Annotated in this window: 18 protein-coding genes and 2 pseudogenes; 13 read left to right on the top strand and 7 right to left on the bottom strand. The window is 67.9% G+C overall.

Features of this window, described 5'->3' with window-relative positions:
* Positions 1 to 68 precede the first annotated feature (68 nt).
* Both lxmA (OG534_RS17355) and lxmA (OG534_RS17350) read right to left on the bottom strand, forming a co-directional pair.
* The gene (lxmA, locus tag OG534_RS17355) at positions 69 to 284 is read right to left on the bottom strand and encodes a lexapeptide family class V lantibiotic (protein ID WP_326588960.1); all 216 of its coding nucleotides are present in this window, start codon (positions 282 to 284) and stop codon (positions 69 to 71) included.
* 163 nt (positions 285 to 447) lie between these two features.
* The gene (gene lxmA, locus OG534_RS17350) at positions 448 to 663 is read right to left on the bottom strand and encodes a lexapeptide family class V lantibiotic (RefSeq protein WP_326588960.1); all 216 of its coding nucleotides are present in this window, start codon (positions 661 to 663) and stop codon (positions 448 to 450) included.
* 220 nt (positions 664 to 883) lie between these two features.
* Here lxmA (OG534_RS17350) and OG534_RS17345 point away from each other — a divergent pair, with 220 nt between their 5' ends.
* Positions 884 to 2,638, top strand: coding sequence for an ABC transporter ATP-binding protein (locus OG534_RS17345; protein ID WP_326588959.1), 1,755 nt, complete (start codon positions 884 to 886; stop codon positions 2,636 to 2,638).
* Between the two features lie 87 nt (positions 2,639 to 2,725).
* Positions 2,726 to 3,238: a hypothetical protein gene (locus OG534_RS17340; protein WP_326588958.1), complete on the top strand. Its 513-nt coding sequence runs from the start codon at positions 2,726 to 2,728 to the stop codon at positions 3,236 to 3,238.
* A gap of 85 nt (positions 3,239 to 3,323) precedes the next feature.
* On the opposite strand, the gene OG534_RS17335 is transcribed toward OG534_RS17340, so the two are convergent.
* Entirely contained in the window at positions 3,324 to 3,560 is a 237-nt protein-coding gene (locus OG534_RS17335; protein WP_326588957.1) for a helix-turn-helix domain-containing protein, read from the bottom strand.
* Positions 3,561 to 3,747: 187 nt separating this feature from the next.
* Here OG534_RS17335 and OG534_RS17330 point away from each other — a divergent pair, with 187 nt between their 5' ends.
* Positions 3,748 to 4,737: a helix-turn-helix transcriptional regulator gene (locus OG534_RS17330; protein ID WP_326588956.1), complete on the top strand. Its 990-nt coding sequence runs from the start codon at positions 3,748 to 3,750 to the stop codon at positions 4,735 to 4,737.
* Between the two features lie 19 nt (positions 4,738 to 4,756).
* Here the strand turns inward: OG534_RS17330 and OG534_RS17325 are convergent, their stop codons facing one another.
* Both OG534_RS17325 and OG534_RS17320 read right to left on the bottom strand, forming a co-directional pair.
* Positions 4,757 to 5,017: a hypothetical protein gene (locus tag OG534_RS17325; RefSeq protein WP_326588955.1), complete on the bottom strand. Its 261-nt coding sequence runs from the start codon at positions 5,015 to 5,017 to the stop codon at positions 4,757 to 4,759.
* A 7-nt stretch (positions 5,018 to 5,024) separates the two neighbouring features.
* Complete coding sequence (locus OG534_RS17320) at positions 5,025 to 5,246, bottom strand: hypothetical protein (RefSeq protein ID WP_326588954.1); 222 nt, start codon at positions 5,244 to 5,246, stop codon at positions 5,025 to 5,027.
* Positions 5,247 to 5,643: 397 nt separating this feature from the next.
* On the opposite strand from OG534_RS17320, the gene OG534_RS17315 reads away from it, so the two are divergent.
* The 6 genes and pseudogenes from OG534_RS17315 to OG534_RS17290 form a co-directional block, all read left to right on the top strand.
* On the top strand, positions 5,644 to 6,030 hold the full coding sequence (locus OG534_RS17315; RefSeq protein WP_326588953.1) for a hypothetical protein: 387 nt from the start codon (positions 5,644 to 5,646) through the stop codon (positions 6,028 to 6,030).
* A gap of 570 nt (positions 6,031 to 6,600) precedes the next feature.
* Complete coding sequence (locus tag OG534_RS17310) at positions 6,601 to 6,867, top strand: hypothetical protein (RefSeq protein WP_326588952.1); 267 nt, start codon at positions 6,601 to 6,603, stop codon at positions 6,865 to 6,867.
* Positions 6,864 to 7,232, top strand: coding sequence for a hypothetical protein (locus tag OG534_RS17305; RefSeq protein WP_326588951.1), 369 nt, complete (start codon positions 6,864 to 6,866; stop codon positions 7,230 to 7,232). The genes OG534_RS17310 and OG534_RS17305 overlap by 4 nt, the downstream gene beginning before the upstream one ends.
* Positions 7,229 to 7,507 carry a hypothetical protein gene (locus tag OG534_RS17300; protein WP_326588950.1) on the top strand — a complete coding sequence of 93 codons (279 nt, stop codon included), beginning with the start codon at positions 7,229 to 7,231 and terminating at the stop codon, positions 7,505 to 7,507. The genes OG534_RS17305 and OG534_RS17300 overlap by 4 nt, the downstream gene beginning before the upstream one ends.
* Positions 7,508 to 8,214: 707 nt before the next feature.
* Complete coding sequence (locus tag OG534_RS17295; protein ID WP_326588949.1) at positions 8,215 to 10,140, top strand: multicopper oxidase family protein; 1,926 nt, start codon at positions 8,215 to 8,217, stop codon at positions 10,138 to 10,140.
* Between the two features lie 108 nt (positions 10,141 to 10,248).
* Positions 10,249 to 10,457, top strand: a pseudogene (locus OG534_RS17290) (tyrosine-type recombinase/integrase); the annotation flags it as partial.
* Between the two features lie 319 nt (positions 10,458 to 10,776).
* Here the strand turns inward: OG534_RS17290 and OG534_RS17285 are convergent.
* Entirely contained in the window at positions 10,777 to 12,348 is a 1,572-nt protein-coding gene (locus OG534_RS17285) for a carboxylesterase/lipase family protein (protein WP_326588948.1), read from the bottom strand.
* A 97-nt stretch (positions 12,349 to 12,445) separates the two neighbouring features.
* Between OG534_RS17285 and OG534_RS17280 the strand changes: the two genes are divergently transcribed.
* Positions 12,446 to 13,018, top strand: a complete 573-nt coding sequence (locus OG534_RS17280; RefSeq protein WP_326588947.1) for a TetR/AcrR family transcriptional regulator — start codon at positions 12,446 to 12,448, stop codon at positions 13,016 to 13,018.
* 643 nt (positions 13,019 to 13,661) lie between these two features.
* Here the strand turns inward: OG534_RS17280 and OG534_RS17275 are convergent.
* On the bottom strand, positions 13,662 to 14,672 hold the full coding sequence (locus OG534_RS17275) for a quinone oxidoreductase family protein (protein ID WP_326588946.1): 1,011 nt from the start codon (positions 14,670 to 14,672) through the stop codon (positions 13,662 to 13,664).
* Between the two features lie 144 nt (positions 14,673 to 14,816).
* Between OG534_RS17275 and OG534_RS17270 the strand changes: the two are divergent.
* From OG534_RS17270 to trhA, 3 genes and pseudogenes are all read left to right on the top strand, one after another.
* A pseudogene (locus OG534_RS17270) lies at positions 14,817 to 14,966 on the top strand (IS481 family transposase); the annotation flags it as partial.
* 49 nt (positions 14,967 to 15,015) lie between these two features.
* The gene (locus OG534_RS17265; RefSeq protein ID WP_326588945.1) at positions 15,016 to 15,999 is read left to right on the top strand and encodes a hypothetical protein; all 984 of its coding nucleotides are present in this window, start codon (positions 15,016 to 15,018) and stop codon (positions 15,997 to 15,999) included.
* A gap of 212 nt (positions 16,000 to 16,211) precedes the next feature.
* On the top strand, positions 16,212 to 16,952 hold the full coding sequence (trhA, locus tag OG534_RS17260; RefSeq protein WP_326588944.1) for a PAQR family membrane homeostasis protein TrhA: 741 nt from the start codon (positions 16,212 to 16,214) through the stop codon (positions 16,950 to 16,952).
* Positions 16,953 to 16,962: the final 10 nt, after the last annotated feature.

Genomic DNA, 16,962 nt, shown 5'->3' with positions numbered 1-16,962 from the left:
CGGGGCCGGCCGGCCACCGTGGACGCCGTGCGTCCTGGGCCGGCCGGTCCCCGATGGTCACGGGGTGATCAGCACTTGCTCTCGACGGTCCGCGCGGCGAGCGAGCCGAGGGCGGCGGCGCAGGCCTGCGAGGAGCGCGCGGAGATGATGCCGGCCTGGATCGCCCACGGGATGGTGGGGCTGAAGGCCGGGGCGGCGGCGTTGCCGTCGTGCAGGCCGAGCTCCTCCGCCGAGGTGTAGGCGGTGTAGCCGTCGAACAGGTCCTTCTCGTTGACGTTCTGCATGGGTGATCCCTACTTCGCTTGGTGAATGCGGTATGGCCGAGGCGGCCGGTGGTGCTGTGGTGCCGTGGTGCTGTGGTGCAGTGCTGTGCCGAGTCCGTGCGGGGCTGGCCGATCCGGGGGCTACGCGTCCTGGGCCGGCCGGTCCCCGATGGTCACGGGGTGATCAGCACTTGCTCTCGACGGTCCGCGCGGCGAGCGAGCCGAGGGCGGCGGCGCAGGCCTGCGAGGAGCGGGCGGAGATGATGCCGGCCTGGATCGCCCACGGGATGGTGGGGCTGAAGGCCGGGGCGGCGGCGTTGCCGTCGTGCAGGCCGAGCTCCTCCGCCGAGGTGTAGGCGGTGTAGCCGTCGAACAGGTCCTTCTCGTTGACGTTCTGCATGGGAAGCTCCTTCAGCTTGCGCAGATGAAATCCCCGGACCGCCGGTCTGGCGGCCGGTGTCCGCCGGTATCCGCCGGGGACAGATCGATAGTGACCTTCCGCCCGGGGCTCGCGCCATTGCCACTTGCGGCATTGCACACACCGTCAACTCCGCTACGGGCAATGGCATTGCCGCAAGTGCCAATTCCGCCCACGCGTGAAGAGGATTAGAAATACGTGTGTGAACACTTCTGACGTAGAACAGCCCAAGGCTGAGCGGCCCGCGCTGCGCGCGCTGCTCTCATACGCGCGACCGCACCGCAGTGTTCTTCTGCTGGTGCTGCTGCTGACCTTGCTCGGCAGCGCCGCCGGTCTCGCCCAGCCGATGGTCGTCCAGTCGGTCCTGACCGACCTGATGGCCGGCGACGGCCTGCGCGACCAACTCCTGCTGCTGGTCGGCCTGCTCCTCACGTCCATAGCCCTCATGTGGGGGCAGGCATGGCTGAGCGAGCGCACGGCCGAGCGCGTGGTCCTCCACGTACGCCGCGGACTCATCGCCCGGCTGATCCGGCTGCGCACCAGCGAGCTGGACCGCACCGAACCGGGTGGGCTGACCACCCGGGTGACGTCCGACAGCACCCTGGTGCAGCATGCCGCGACCGGCGGACTCATCCAGATCGTCGACGGCTCGATCCACCTGCTGGCCACCGTCGTGCTGATGGGCGTCACCAGCCTGCCCCTGCTCGGCATCACCTCGGTGGTCCTGCTGGTGGTCGGCGTCGCCATGGGCGTGGTCCTGCCGCGGATCCGCAAGGTCACCACCCAGGCTCAGGAGTCCGTCGGCGAGATCGGCGCCGCCCTGGACCGCGCACTCGGCGCCGCCCGTACGGTCAAGGCGAACGGCGGCGAGGCCAAGGAGACCGAACGCGCCGGCGCCGCCGCCGAGCAGGCGTACCGCGCAGGCCTCGCGGGTGCCCGCTACCAGGCGATGATCGCGGTGCTCGCCGGGCTGGTCGTCCAGGCGTCGTTCCTCGCGGTGATCGGGTTCGGCGGGGCGCTGGTCGCCACGGGCACGCTGAACCTCGCTGCGCTGATCGGCTTCCTGCTCTACCTGTTCAACCTGGGCAGCCCGATCCTCTCGCTGGTCTCCGGGACCACCGCCCTCCAGCAGGGCCTCGGCGCACTCGCCCGCATCGAGGAGGTCCGGGAGATGGAGACCGAGGACGACGTGGACGTGACGCCGGCCCGCCCCACCGGTCCGCCGCCGGAAGTCGTCGTGGAGAACCTGGAGTTCGCCTACGAGGGCCGTACGCCTACCCTGAAGGGGACCAGTTTCACGGCGCCGGCCGGCGCCGTCACCGCGATCGTCGGTTCCTCCGGATCGGGAAAGACCACGGTGTTCTCTCTGATCCAGCGCTTCTACGACATGGACGGCGGCAGCATCCGTCTCGACGGGACCGACATCCGCTCCCTGAGCCGGGCCGACCTCCGGCGCCGTATCGCCTACGTCGAGCAGGATTCCCCGATGCTCGCGGGAACCCTCCGCGAGAACCTTCTCTACTCGGCGCCCGACGCCACCGACGAGGCCGTGGCCGAGGTGCTGCGCAAAACCCTGCTCGACGAGTTCGTCGCGGGACTCCCGGACGGGCTCGACACCGAAGTGGGCGCGCGTGGTCTCGCCCTCTCCGGCGGCGAGCGGCAGCGGTTGGCCATTGCGCGGGCGTTGCTCCGCGAACCGCAGGTCTTGCTGCTGGACGAGGTCACGGCACATCTCGACGGCCTCAGCGAGCTCGCGATGCGCAAGACCGTGGAGCAGGCTGCCGAGAACTGCACGGTGCTGCTGATCGCGCACCGGCTCTCCACCGTGACGTCCGCCGACCAGCTGATCCTCTTCGACGACGGCCGGGTGGGCGATCACGGTCCGCACCGGGAGCTGCTGGAGAGGAACGACCTCTATCGCGAGCTGGCCGCGACCCAGCTGGCCTCCGCCCGCTGAGAAGCCCGCGCCGCCCTCACGGAAAATCTGCCCGGCGGTTCATCCGTGATGAACCGCCGGTTCTGACCGCACTGAAGGACTTGACTCATGAACGACTCAGACCGAACCCCCATCGAGGACACGCGCTTCGGCGAGATCACCGTCCGGCAGGACGGCCAGAACGCTCTTGAGGTCGAAGGCGAGGGGATTCCCCGCGTGACCCTGGAGCGCGACCCCGAGTCGGAGGTGGATCCGCAGATCGCCATAGGCACCCGTGACCCGGCCCACCTCACCATGAGGATCGACGGCCTGGAAGTCGGGCTGAAGCCGGCGAAGGGCGGCCTGAGCAGGCGCTCGTACCGGGTGGACGTGGAGTACCAGGGAGCGGACTACCGCCTGGTCCCGGACTCGATTCCCAACAGCCGGTTCACCCGCGACGGCGTGCACATCGGTGATTTCTCCTGCGACGGCGACGAAATGGTCCTCGCCGAATGGAAGGAGGGCGCCGACATCCGGCCGACGGACGCCGCGATCGGATACGCCCTGGCCTCGGCCTTCGGCACAGGCGCCCAGCCCATGTGGATGATGATCGTCGACGGTGTGGCCGCCGCGCTCCCGTAGGGCACGGTCCGCATGCGAAAGGGGCCCCACCGGCTTGGCCGGTGGGGCCCCTTTGGACGTCAGGTTTGGACGTCAGGTTTGGATGTCAGGCGGCGCTGCGGGGTGCCATGTCGAGGCCCTTGATGTCGTCCGCGTAGAGGTGGGAGACGATCGCGGCCTCGAACCTCGACTTGAGATGAAGCTTGCGCACGATGCTGGCGGTGTGCGCCCGTATCGTGCGCTCCGCGATACCGAGGTGCCGGGCAAGGCGGCGGTTCTGCTCCCCTGACGCCAGCAGCAGGAGCACCTCCACCTCGCGGCCGGTGAGCGCGGAGAAATCCATCAGGTCATTTTCAGCCAATGTCTTCAAAGTAACTTCCCCCGTTGAAGGTTCATGATTCATGTCACTTTCGGCGGCTACGCCGGACTTGGTTCTTTACCTGGGCATTACCCTTCGTTCCAGCACGTAAGACTGCGCGCCGTCTGACTCATGGCGTGCGGTTATCGATCGGAAGGCCTGCGGGGGCAACGTGAACGGCACCAGCCTGCTCATACTCGGACTCACCGTCACGGAGGAGCGGGTCTACCGCCACTTCCTGCGCAACCCGGGAACGCTGGGTGAGGACATCCACGTCCTCCTGCACGCCCCCCGGGAAGAGGTCGAGGCCGCCCAGGCCAGACTGTCCCAACTCGGCCTGCTGCACGGTGATCAGGCGGCGTTCTGCGCCACCGACCCGGAGGTCGCCGTGGGCCGGCTGACCGATCTCCGGCTGCGGGACCTGCACGAACAGCTGCAGCAGGTCACCCAGTCCCGCCACCTGATAGCGGACCTGAGGGCCGAGCAGGGCGCCAAGTCCCCGGTGCCTCAAGGAGTGGAACGGCTGGAGGAGCTGGCCCAGATCCGCGACCGCATCGACGACCTGGCCTTCTTCGCTCGCGAGGAGATCCTCTCCGTGGAGCCCTACACGGCGCTGACGGCCGACAACATCATCCATTCCCGACCGCTCGACACCCGCTGTCTGCGCCGCGGCCTGCGTATCTGCAGCGTCGTCCGCAAGGAGGTCCTGGACCACCCGCCCACCATCGCCTATCTGCGTGAACTCATTGCCCAGGGTGCGTCGATCAGGGTCGCCGAGGACCTCTCGGAGCGGATTCTCGTCTACGACCGGCAGACCGCTCTGGTTCCCGTCGACCCGGCGGACACCTCACGCGGCGCGCTGGTCACCCAGCAGGCCGGTCTGGTTTCCAACATCCTGGCGCTCTTCGAGAAGATCTGGGACGAAGCCGTCGATCTGTCCTTGCTGATCGATGCCGGATCCGAGTCGGTGGATGTGCTCTCGGAGATCGAGCGGCGGGTACTGGAGGAGCTGTGCCGGGTCGGCAAGGACGAGACGGGGGCCCGGAACCTCGACATCTCTGTCCGTACCTACCGCCGTCACGTCGCCGATGTGCTGCGCATCCTGGAGGCCAGCAGCCGTCCGCACGCCGCGCTGCTCGCGAGGGAGCGGGGCTGGATCTAGCCGCGGTCACCCCGGCGGACTACGGTCCCTCCGCGCGCCAGCCACGCAGCGAGTTGTCCGCGAGCGCCCCCGCCAGCCAGGTCCGGACCGCGTCTGCCGCGTCTTCCCCCGGAGCGCCCGCCGTACGAACCAGCATCCTGATCCGGCCCGCTCTCACCTGCTGCGTGCACGTCCAGTCCGCCGGCAGCAGGCCGACGAGCCGGATGACGGCGGTCTCCTCCGGCGCGGCTCCCGGGCCGGCCCTGACCAATGCCACCTCGTGAGGCTGCCGTTCGCTCATCACGCTCTCACTGCCAGCCGTTGACGCAGGTCAGCTTCGCGATCAGCTGCGATGCCGGCCGGTGCACGGGCTGCGCCCCGAGGTCGGGCAGGGGCAGGGGAAGCGACATCGAACAGATCTTCTCCGGTGCGGCCTGGCGGGGGGTCGCCGCCGAAGCCTCGGCCGGTACCAGCAGGACCAGGAGTGCCGTGGTCGGCACCAGTGCTGCGGCGATCTTCTTGACGCTCATGGGTATCTCCGTGGGATCGAAGAGCGGTGGTGGTCGTCCGGCTGTTTGCCGGTGAGAACAACCTTGTCAGCGGACGGTGCCGCTTCCCACGGAGATCGATGTCAGCTTGTTGCACCTCGGGCATCAGCTTCGTGCCAAGCCGCGGCGGGCATCGCGGGCGTGGTGCCGTTGCATCCCTGGCTCCCGGGGGATCGCCAAGCGGTCGATCCGTAAGGAAGCACCGGCGAAGAACCGGCCGGCGGCCCTGGGACGACCGGGCACTCCAAAACCAGCGGCAGTCACCACATGATCTCCATAAGATCACAGGCGCCGACGATCGGAACTGGTCGTCCCGCACATTCTCGCGACGCCACGGTCACGATGCGTCGGATGCCACGATCGAAGGAGCAACACCGCAATGAAAGCCCAGGAGAGTACCGACGTCTGGTTCCGCTCCGACCACCAGACACTCGAAGAACTTGCGACCGCGCTCGGGGCGGAGGTGGACACCGTCGACGAGGAAAACTATTGGGAGTGGGTCATCGCCGACTTCGCAGGTGTTCAGATCGACATCACGCGCACCCACACCACGGCGCCCCAGGACACGGACACCCGGATCTTTCCGTCCCCGTACATGGATCTCTCATCGTTTCCCCGGCACGTCATTCGCGAGCTCGTCACCGGTCTTCAGCGCATCGGGATAGACCCGATCCACGTCGGCGAGTGGGTGTACCTGCGTGACAACGACTTCGACCGGGTGGTGCACGAGACGATAACGGCCGAGGCACCCCCGACCCGGAGTTGATCCAGGCCGGACCCGGGGCTGCGCGAGGGGGGCGTGGTGCCGTGAACCGGCCTGTGTGGGCGAGTGGTTGAGGTCTCGCATTTGGTGGTGCGAACAGGCGAATTCGAACGGACTCGTGGCGCAGGTCGCGCGAAGTGCGTCTCGTGATTAAGGACCTCGGTGGGCCCGATTGGTGCGAGCGGTGCGGCAAAAGCCGACTGGCCAGGGCGTTCCGCTGGATTGGGGCACGCGGAGGCCACAGCGAGGGTTGAGAGGTCTAGACAATGACGAAGGCCCAGATCGTTGACCTGGGCCCCCTGACCTGTTGAGATGATGGTCGGGAGTGGCGTGGGCGCGGCCCCGTCGGGCCCTCTGGTGACCGCTGTGTACCGCCTCTACTGGCACGTGGTGGCGCGGTCGGCGGCTTTGCATGGCTCCTGTCTGCCGTGACGTAACCCCTGGGCGCCTGGCGCCCGTGCGCTTCAGGGCTCAGCTCCCACCCATTTCCATGGTGCGTTGCTTCTCTCGGCTTGGTCCTTTAGCGGGAGAGTCCCATAGCGTCATGTCCTGGTGACGGTTTATGCTCGGGTCGTGCGAGCCGCGAGTGAACCCCTGACAGACGACGAGAAGTCCGACCTGGACGACGCCCTCAAGGCCGTCCGCCGGGCAGAGCAGGCCCTTGCGCGGGCGCAGGCGCACCTTAATCGCACGGTGGGCCGGATCGGCTCCGCCGACCGCTACGGGCAGAAGGCTGCGGCGGGCCGCCGTGTCGGCTGGTCCCGCCAGCACGTCACCACCCTTGCCAACGCCTACCGTGCGGGCGAGCTTGACCAGGAGGAGAGGACCGAAGCCGCATGAGCACCGCGCCCCAGCCGTCCGCTGTCCCGCAGCCGCCCGCCCAGCCCGAGGCGATCCGAGCCGCCCTCGCCCAGGTAGCCCCGCAGCTGCTCGCCGACTTCGACCGCGACCGCGCGGCCAGCACCGCCCGCGCGCGCGCCGAGGTTTCCGCCATTCCCCTCCGCACCTTCACGGAGGCGTGGGCTGTTGAGGTGGCCATTGCCCGACACCCGGAGACCGCTGCCCGACTCCACGTGCTCGAGGCCCGCGCCGGAGAGGTCACCGACCTCGGCGAGGCCCGGGACATCGCCGCCGAGATCAGCCGCATCCGCAACGCAGCCGCCGCCGAGGCCGGCCTCCGTACCGCTGGCGAGACCGCCCGGTGACCGACGACCGTTGGGTGTGGGAGTACGCCTTCCACGCCGAGGACGAGGTGGGCTACCCGAAAGTCGTGCGCGATGAAGTGAAGGCCGTCGCCGACCAGATCGTCGAGCTGGCCGACCTCGGCATCGACCCGTCCCAACTCGGCGACCCCACTCCCGGTACGGCTCGCCGTCACATGCTCCCCTCCGGTGGGTGGTTCGAGACCCAGGCGCTCCCGCGGATGAGGCCGCGCCTCTTGGCCGTGGTCCTGGTGGTACCGCCGCCGCACTTGCTCTGACGCGAGAAGGGCAGGGGTGCGGGGGTGGTGCGCGGCGCCAGGAAGGCCGGGACAACGACGAAGGCCCAGGTCGTTGACCTGGGGCTTTTGTCATGGAGCGGATGACGGGAATCGAACCCGCGCTATAAGCTTGGGAATCACCCTGCACTTGGGGGTGCGTATGGCTGCTGACCTGCGGAAACGACTGCGAGAGACGCGGGTCGCGTTGCCGTGTCGGATCCTTTGCCGACCGCTGTTTGCCGCCCCTACTGGCACGTTGTGGCACGGCCCCTGACTCGACACGGCTCCTGTCCGACGTGAGAAAACCCTTGGCGCGCGTCGATTAGGTACCCGGTGGTCCCTGCACGACCTGGTACGCGTCTGGCATGACCTCTTCGTCTTCGTCTCGAACGTGATCAGGAGCGCGAACCTGTAGCCCGCGGGTTCATCACCGTTGGCTTTTCCGATTGCTGGACGAGCCATGTGCCGCCAACGGATTTTTGGCCGGCACTCCGCCGATTGTCACCCGCACGCCGTTGGCTCCGACGGTTCGAGGACACGCCGGGCATCATGCCATCGCTCAATGTGACTGAACCGTAACATTCGGTGACGAAACGATCGGCGCCCTCGGGCTGTGGAAAGCGGGAGAAATGATCGCGCGAAGAGGCCTGCTCGTAGCCGGGGCCGTTGGTGGGGCGGCCCTGGTCCTTCCGGCACCCAATGGGGCGGTGGCACTCCCGAACGGGACCGCGGTGGCCCCGGGGGCCGGGTCTGCCCGTACATTCCCAGTCCCCACCCTGGACCCAACGACCATTCCGAAATACGTCACCAATCTGGTGATCCCGCCGGTGATGCCGAAGGCTCGCCACCCGCAGCGGCACGGCATCGACACGTACGTCATCGGCGTCCGGCAGTTCAGCCAGCAGGTACTGCCGCCCACTCTGCCGTCCACCACCGTGTGGGGGTACGGCTCGCTCGGGGACAAAGCCACGTTCAACTACCCCTCGTTCACCATCGAGGCCAAGGCCGACCGGCCTGTCCGGGTCACCTGGGTGAACGATCTCGTCGACAGCCAAGGCGGTTTCCTCCCGCACTTGCTGGCGGTCGATCCCACCCTGCACTGGGCGAATCCTCCGGGTGGCAAGTCCGGGCGCGATTCCCGGCCGACGTTCACGTCGACGCCGGGTCCGTATGCCGGACCCGTGCCGCTCGTCACTCACCTGCACGGTGGGCATTCCACCGAGGAGAGCGACGGCTACACCGAGGCGTGGTACTTGCCGCGCGCGAACAACATTCCCGCTGGATTCGCCACCGTGGGCTCGTTCTACGACGAGTTCCGGGAGAAGTTCGCCGAAGCGCACGGCCTGAAGTGGGAGCCGGGTACAGCGACCTTTCAGTACGCCAACGACCAGCGGGCGTCGGCCCTCTGGTTCCACGACCACACCCTGGGGATGACCCGGCTCAACGTCTACGCCGGACCCGCCGGGTTCTACCTGCTGCGCGGCGGCGAGTGCGACCTGCCCGAGGGGGTTCTGCCCGGACCGGCGCCCGCCTTCGGTGATGCGCCGGGCACCCGGTACCACGAGATCCCCCTGGCCATCCAGGACCGGTCGTTCAACTCGGATGGCTCGCTGTTCTACCCCACGAGCCGGGAATTCTTCGACGGGTTCGCGGGCCCGTACGTTCCCACCACTGATGTACCTCCCATCTGGAACCCCGAATTCTTCGCCAACACGATGGTGGTCAACGGCCGGACATGGCCGAAGTTCGAGGTCGAACCGCGCCGCTACCGGCTGCGCTTCCTCAATGGATGCAATGCCCGGTTCCTGATCCTGAAGATCACGGACAGTCCGACCGTCCGGCCGGCCCGGTCGGCCGTACCGTTCTGGCAGATCGGCAACGAAGGCGGATTCCTGCCCGAACCGGTTCAGCTGGAACGGCTGCTGTTGGCCAACGCGGAGCGGGCCGACGTGATCGTCGACTTCACCGGGATCGCTGAAGGTACCGAGCTGTACCTCATCAACGAGGGCGCGGACGAACCCTTCGGCCGGGGCGAACCAGGCGTGGACTTCCCTGTGGCGGATCCGGCCACCACCGGGCAGGTGATGAAATTCGTGGTCGGCCCGCTGGTGGGCGAAGATGCGAGCGTCCTACCGGATCGGCTCCGGCTGCCCAGGATCAGGCCGCTCGGTTCGGCGAGCGTCACCCGACGGCTCTCCCTCAACGAGGTGAACTCCAGCAATCCCCTGGTTCCACCGGGCACGCCGGTCCAGGCCATGCTCGGGACAGTCGACTCCGCCGGCAATCCGGTGTTGCTCGGCTGGGCCGACCCGGTCACGGAGAACCCGAGGCTGAACGCGACCGAAACTTGGGAGCTGCACAACTTCACTGTGGACGCCCACCCGATCCACATCCACGAGGTGGCGTTCGAGGTGGTTGACCGGCAACCGTTCAACGGGTCACCCGTTCCGCCGGAGAGCTGGGAGCGTGGCTTCAAGGACACCGTGATCGCCTACCCGGGAGAAATCACCCGGGTGAAGGCCCGTTTCGACCACCCTGGTCGCTTCGTCTGGCACTGCCACATCGTCGAGCACGAGGACAACGAGATGATGCGGCCCTACCAAATCGGAGGCAGGCGCAAGAAGGACCACTGACAGGTCAGCGCCCGAGGTGTCTTCGGCGGCCTGCGACGGCCAAGGCGAGCATGGAGTGCGCGGGCCTCGTCGTGGGTGCCCGCGTCGACGGTCGGACGGCCTGCTCTTCGTGGGTTCTACGACCTTCGGCACACCGGGCACACCTTCTCCACCAGGTCCGGGGCGACGCTGAGGACACGATGGTGCGGGCCGGCCGGTCCTCCGAGAAGGCCGCGTTGATCCACCAACACTCTGATCACGAGCGGCAGAAGGAGGTGGCGGCCGGCCTTGACGGGATGGTGCAAGCGGCTCGTCAGAAGGCCGCCGAGCGGGCCTGACTGGGAGGATGTGGTGCGCAAGTGGTGCGCGCCTACCAGTCAGGTCTAGACAATGACGAAGGCCCGGGTCGCTGACCTGGGCCTTCTTGCAAGAGCGGATGACGGGAATCGAGCCCGCGCTATAAGCTTGGGAATCACTCGGCACTCGGGGGTCTGAAACCCTGGTGACCTGCGAAAACGTCCGCTGCGGAGCCGAGTTCCGGGGCCCGCGGACCCCCCCATGCCGACCGCTGTTTACCGCCCTGACTGGCACGTAGTGGCACGAGTCGTGTGCTGCCCGGCGTCCCAGGCGCCTCGGTCGGCGGGACGACGCTTGGCGTCAGCGGAGGTTCTTCCAGAACGCGTAGTCGTGGTCCTTGGTGAACTCCGCACGCTTCCACGGCCCCGAGGCCAGCGACTGCACGTAGCCGCCGCTGCGGAAGCTCGGCCAATCCGTCTTCCCGGACTCGGCGAAGTCCGCCCAGGTGTCCGTCATCCGCTTGCCGAGGCGTTCCTGCTTCTCCGTCAGCTTCTCGAACAGTGGCAGCTTGAAGTCGAAGAGGTAGGGCAGCTCCGACATGTGCGAGGCGCGGAGCTCGAAGCTGAGCTTCGGGTCGCCTGCCCACGAGGGCGTCTCGCGCTCGCTGAACTCGAACATCCGGGTCGGCGTCCACTGCGACAGCAGCCGGGCGGTGTCCAGTGTCGGAACGGACCAGTCGCGGTCGGTCAGGACCGTTGCCAGGGCCTCGCCGGCGGAGCTGAAGCGGCTCAGCGGGTAGCGGGCCAGGACCGCGTCGGCCCGGTCGCCGAACTCGTTGCGGATTTCGGGCTCGTACGCCTCGGGCGGCATGGGACCGCCCCTCAGCTCCTGGCCGAGGATCCGGCCGCGCTCCTCATCGTGGTTGACCCCGATGAGGACCGGGACGCGGTTGAACCTGCCCGTGCGCAGCGCCTCGGCGGGGGCCAGTGGCATGAGGTCCGTACCGGCGATCGGCCGTGGCTCGTTCCAGGTCCCGTACGCCTTCATGAGCGTGGCCGCGTCCGTGCCGCGCAGGCAGGACTCCGCGTCCTTGTAGCCCTTGCACTTCTTGAGCTCATTGAGGCTGTCGAGCGTAGCCTTGGCCTCGGCTTCGGCTTCCTCCCGGGTGCGGGAGCCGCCCGTGGCGCAGGGCGAGCTCTGCAAGATGGCGCGGTGGAACAGGCCGGTCGACTTCGGCGAGGCGAGGTGGCCGCAGACGCTGTAGCCGCCGCCGGACTCGCCCATGATCGTCACGTTGCCCGGATCGCCGCCGAAGGCGCCCGCGTTGGCGCGGACCCAGCGCAGCGCCGCCTGCTGGTCCTCCAGTCCGAGGCCGCCGGAGGTCTTGAGCGCCGGATCGGACAGGAAGCCCATGACACCGAGCCGGTAGTTGACCGACACGACGACGGCGCCTTCGGCGGCCAGTCGCTCGGGTCCGTACAGGTCGCCACTGCCGAACATCAGGCTGCCGCCGTGGATCCACACGATCACCGGCCGCTTGCCGGTCCGCGTGGCGGGGGTGGTGACATTCAGGTAGAGGCAGTCCTCGGCCTCGCTGGGGACCCCGATGGGCAGCCCCGCCGGCTGCGAGCAGGGGGATCCGGGGGCGGTCGCCTCGCGCACCCCGGTCCAGGGTGCGGCGGGCTGTGGCGAGGCCCAGCGCAGGTCCCCTACCGGCGGGGCCGCGTACGGGATGCCCTGGAAGCTGCGCAGGCCGTCGCTGTCGGCGGTGCCACGCACGGCGCCGCCGGTGGTGCCGACGACCGTGCCGGCGGTGCCGCCTGCTGCCGCGTGTGCCGGGCCGGCCAGTCCGACGCCCAGGCCCATGCCCAGCGTGGTCAGCGTGAGGGCGGCGGCGATGAACCCCTTGGAAACGTTCCTGGTGTGTCTCATGGCCCGAACGCTACGCAGATTGGCACGATCGTGCAATACGTTTGTATAACTCGATCGCATGAGGCGTTCGTGTCACACGGGCGCTAGGCTCGTGAGCATGGGAAACCGCGAAGCCCTGCTCATCGGCGCCAAAGCCTGCCTGCGGGAAAAGGGATACGACCGCACCTCTGTGCGTGACATCGCCACGGCGGCCGGCGTGAGCACGGCCGCCGTCGGCTACCACTACGGCTCACGCGAGGCACTGCTCAACCACGCCCTGTTCGAGATCCTCGACGAGTGGGGCGACGCGATGGGCCGGGCGCTGGTCCCCGACGCCGACGGCTCCTCCAGAGCGCACTTCGAGCGCATCTGGGAGAGCCTGATCGAGGACTTCGGTGCGCACCCCGACCTCTGGCTCGCCTCGGTGGAACTGTTCATGCAGGCCCAGCGGCAGCCGGAGCTGCGCGCCGCTCTGGCCGGGGGCACCGCTCAGGGGCGGCGCGGCATGGCGGCCATCCTGGACGGCGTCCGCGAGGAGGACGTGCCGGACACCTCCGTCCGCACCCTCGGCACCGTGCAGTTGGCGCTCGTGTCGGGCGTGATGCTCCAGTGCCTCAGCGACCCCTCCAGTGCCCCCACTGCCGCCGAAGTGCTCGAAGGCCTCCGGGCCCTGGCCGAGTTGGCGCGCTGACCATGACAGACAACGAAGAAGGCCCAGGTCGCTGACCTGGGCCTTCGTTCAAGAGCGGATGACGGGAATCGAACCCGCGCTATAAGCTTGGGAATCAATGGTGCTCGGCGTGCTGGTATAGCCTCTGACCTGGGAGTATGCCCCTCTGCCGAGGTCTCTGGAGGGCCTTGCCCGCACCCGTGATGACCGCTGTTTACCGCCCCTAAGGGCACGGCTGGGGCACGTGAACCGCGCTTGCCGAGGCGGGTGCTTGACCGCTTCGATCGGACCGGCAGTTCTGGGGTCCGACAGCGGCGATTTTGAGGTGACCTTGCAGGGGCAATCGCTGTTCCAACTAGTGCTGCTGGTGCGATGTCGGACGTCTGCGGCTGGGCCTGAGATCTGCTCTCGTGGGGATGCAGCGTGGTGTTTTGCCGTCTTACGGTCGACCTGCACCTAGCTGTTCTGTCCCGGGAGGTTGTGGACGGGTGAGCCAGGTCTCGTCTGAGGGATCTTGAAGGGGTGTGACCCAGATACGCCAGAAACCCGCCAGAACTTGATCTCGGCCTGCTGAGTGCCTGACGGTGTCGGGGATCTTGGCGATGACTATCGGCCATGCCCTCGACATCTCAGTCTCCAAGATCCCCGACCTCGTCACCCGCGATCAGCTCTGCGTCTCCTCGCGGCGTCCAATAGCGGCCGCATCGGGTACGACGAGCAGCTTGCCGGTGGTACGCCGAGCCTCCAGATCGCTGTGGGCCTGGGCGGCCTCGGACAATGCGTAGCGGCCCGTTACGGTGACCTCAAGCGCCTTGGAGCGCACCCACTCGAACACATCGGCGGCCCGTCGGAGCAGTTCGGACCGATCGGCGATGAAGTCCCCGAGGCTGGGCCGGATCAGGGTCAGCGAACCGCCGTGGGCGAGCCGAATCGGATCAAACGGCGGCACGGCACCACTTGCCGCGCCGAAGAGCACGAGATGGCCGCGGGTTCGCAGGCTGGCGAGGCTCGCATCGAAGGTGTGCGCGCCGACGCCGTCGAAGACAACCGGCAGTCCCTGACCGCCGTTGAGCCGCCTCACCTCGGCTGCGAGATCGTCGACTGCGGAGGAAAGGATCACCTCAGCGGCCCCGGCACGCTTCGCCAGCTCGGCCTTCGCCGTGGTCGACGTCGTGCCGATCACCCTGCCGCCGAGATGGGTGATGAGCTGGGTCAAAAGCAGCCCCATGCCACCAGCAGCCGCATGCACGAGCACCGTGTCGCCCCCCTGAACCGGGTAGGCGTCCTTGACGAGATAGTGCGCGGTCATGCCTTGGAGGAGCACGGCGGCGGCGGTCTCGAAGCCGATATCGTCGGGCAGCGGCACCAGCCGGGAGGAGTCCACGACGGCCCGCTCGGCATAAGTGCCGGGAATCTCCACCCAACCGACCCGGTCCCCCACTGCGACGTCAGCGACGCCGGGTCCAACTTCGACGACCGTGCCCGCGCCCTCAGCGCCCGGGGTGAAGGGCAGCGGGAGGCTGTACCGGCCCTCGCGGTGGTAGACGTCGAGGAAGTTGACCCCGGATGCGGCGACCTCCACGACCGCCTCGCCCGGACCCGGCCGCGGCTGGTCCACATCGACCTCCTGCAGCACCTCGGGACCGCCCACTTCGTGCACCTGAATCGCTCGCATGGCCCTCCAATAACGGCTCATCCCCCACCAACCCCGTTGATGGCGATCCGATTCCCGGCAAGCAGACCAGCCCGCCGCCCTTGCCGAGAGCTGAGACGCCTGCTTTGCACCCGGGTCTGGGACAGGAGACCGAGGCCGTCAAGGGCCTACGCCCGCCCCTACCGGTCAGACATCGAACGCCGCGAAGCGTTCCCCGGCTGGCTCCACTCCTACAATCACCACCGCGGACACACCGCACTCGCAGGCAAACCACCCGCAAGCCGCGTCCCCAACCTAACGAGGCAATACACCTAGCGCCAGAACCTGATGGCACGAGGGACCGGCTGGCTCGTAGGATCCATGGATGGTTGACCGGAGCGGAAATGGCCTGCCAGTTCTCAGCCAGTGGATGGACGGAGTTCCGACCCACCCACTGCGTTGGTACTTCGAGGCGGAGCGTCCGAGCCGCTACCGGGGCGCCGTCCATGCGTGGTGGCGAAGCCCCATCCTGACGGCGATAGAGGAGACCCTCGCCATTCTGGAGCGGGTCCAGCCTGACGGGCTCCTTGCAAAGCGTCAGGATTTCCGGGGGTTCTGGGACCAGAGCGCGGAGGGTATGGAGCTCTTCCTTACGCACCGAGCCGAACTCACGGTTGCGTCGCACCTTGCGGAGAGTGGTGTGCCGTTCCGGTTCAACGGAGGCGAGGGGCCCGATCTACTCCTCGACGCCGGTGAGATGCGATTCGGTATCGAGGTCAGCTCGCGTCGACCGAAGAGCCTGGACAGCTTGACCCGCGAGTTGCGTGCTGGGCTTCAGGCGAGAGGCATGCCGGCGGTCGTGACCACATCCACTGACCCGATTCCTCCCGTAGCGATCCGGGAGAAGGTGCGCAGGGAGATTATCGAGGCGTTCCTGCCGTCCGACGGAGGGCCGGGGGTCACATCCATGCGAGTGGAGGCTGCGCCGGCCAGACCTGAGGACGGAATACCTGCTGCGTGGGTGACCATCCGGGTCACGCCAAACGAAAGCGTCAGCAGGATGGCAGCGCCGTACAACAGCCCTCACATGATCGCGACGGCACAGGAAGTGGCGCGCAACGTGCTGAGGGAGCCGCGAGCAGTCCGAGGAGGTGTGCAGTGGCCGCGTATCCGTCGGAGTGGGCCGATGCCACGACGGCGATGTCCGCGACACGCTCGACGTCGATTCGGCTGGCTTCGAGGCGCGGGTCCAATCCCAGTCGCTGTACCAGCTGATGGGAAAGGGGGGCGGATGCGTGGGAGTGGAACTCGGGAAGCATCGGCGGTCCTTGAACGTAGGAGAGCGGAGAGGCCCGTTCGGAAGCTCTGATCGTTCCCGTGACCCACCGAATTACACGACTTCCCGGGCTCCATTCGCCGGCACGCCTCCCCGGCCGGAACCATGAGGCGGCTGACCGGGCACGTCCGGCGACGCCGGGCCGGCAGTCTGCGGCAGTCCTCCGGGAAGGCCTGCGGGCAGGCTCCTAGCATGACCACATGGTTGCGAGCGATGCCCAGCAGTCCGAGTCGGGATGGGAAGCAGTGTCCCGAGACCAAGCCGAATTTGGCGGTGCTTCCTCCACACCGGCGGTTGGGGGACACGAGCGCAACCATCCGGTTGCCGACCTGGTCGAGCGGGCGGCCGATCTGGTCGAGCCGATCAAGCCGAAGCTGCGAGGCTGGCTTCACGCAGGAATGGTCCCCGCGTCGCTGGCCGCCGGTATCGTCCTCATCTGCCTGGCCGAGACACCGCCGGCCGTCCTGGCCTGCACCGTGTACTCCGTCTCCGCATGGCTGCTGTTCGGTACGAGCGCCGTCTACCACCTCGGCACCTGGGGGCCACTCGGTGAGGCCGTTCTGCGTCGCCTCGACCACGCGAACATCTTCCTGATCATCGCCGGGACCTGCACCCCGCTTGCCGTGCTCCTTCTTCCCCCTGGCCAGCGATCCGTCCTCCTGTGGATCGTGTGGACGGGCGCCCTGGCGGGCATCGCCTTCCGCGTCCTGTGGGTCGGAGCTCCCCGCTGGCTGTACACCCCCTGCTACCTGGCCCTGGGCTGGGCACCGGTGCGCTATCTGCCCGACTTCCTGCACAGCGGCGGGGCGGCCGTACTCGCTTTGATCGTGACCGGCGGGCTCCTCTACAGCGCAGGTGCGGTCGTCTACGCCCTCCAGCGCCCTGACCCCTCACCCCGCTGGTTCGGTTACCACGAGGTCTTCCACGCCCTGACCGTGGCAGCGTTCACCGCTCACTACACCGCCATCTCCCTCGCCGCCTACTGACCACGACGTG

Origin of the sequence: Streptomyces sp. NBC_01294 (assembly GCF_035917235.1) — a bacterium.
Lineage (GTDB): Bacteria > Actinomycetota > Actinomycetes > Streptomycetales > Streptomycetaceae > Streptomyces > Streptomyces caledonius.
The sequence above is the reverse complement of the archived record's forward strand: the minus strand, read 5'-3'. Positions and strand labels throughout refer to the sequence as shown.